Origin of the sequence: Mesorhizobium sp. M5C.F.Ca.IN.020.29.1.1, from assembly GCF_003997375.1 — a bacterium.
GTDB lineage: Bacteria > Pseudomonadota > Alphaproteobacteria > Rhizobiales > Rhizobiaceae > Mesorhizobium > Mesorhizobium wenxiniae.
The window spans coordinates 1-744 of the sequence record NZ_RZSW01001107.1; the positions used below are offsets into that span (position 1 = coordinate 1).

Sequence of the window (744 nt, forward strand, 5' to 3'; positions counted from 1 at the left end):
GAGGAGGTGGTGGTGGCGGCCAGACGACACAGTGCAAGAAAGGCATGGTCTGGGACAAGAAGCTGAAGAAATGCGTTGCGCCCAAGCAAGGCATGCTGGACGACGACAGCATCTATGAAGCCGGCCGCGCGCTGGCGATGGCCGGACGTTATGACGAGGCGATCGCCGTGCTCAGCCTGGCTGCGGACAAGAAAGACCCTCGCATCCTCAACTACCTCGGCTATTCGCACCGCCATTCCGGACGCGTGACCGTCGGTCTCGGCTATTACGAGGAAGCGCTGCGCATCGATCCGGACTATACGCTGGTACGTGAATATCTCGGCGAGGCGCATCTGCAGATCGGCGATCTCGCCGGCGCCCAGGAACAGCTCCGCGAGATCGAGAAGCGCACCGGCAAGGAATCTCGTGAATACGGCATGCTGTCTGAGCAGATAGACCGTTTCATGAAGAGCTGATTCGAAGCCCAAAACGCTCCTCACTCCGGCTGTGAGCAGTCGCAGCCGGTTTTTTTTACCGCTCGCCCGGCCAGCCGTGCTGCCGTGACGGCATTTCAAAAAAATGGCGGGTGAATTTTTCAAAACCGATTTTTTTGGCGTGAAAAACCCACGAGGATTGCTATATTGGGGGAAATTGCGGTGAGACGGTTCCGTTAGCCCGAGGCTGCCGGACCGTTTTCTTTTTGTACCCATCGACAAGGTCGCTCCCGGAATGCGGGGGCGGCGGCAGGAAAGGTCAGGCATCATG

The 744-nt window shown here is 58.3% G+C and carries 1 protein-coding gene; it reads left to right on the forward strand.

Features of this window, described 5'->3' with window-relative positions; translation table 11 throughout:
• On the forward strand, positions 1–455 hold a 455-nt coding region (locus EOA85_RS36525), incomplete at its 5' end, for a tetratricopeptide repeat protein (protein WP_127212818.1).
• Positions 456–744 lie beyond the last annotated feature (289 nt).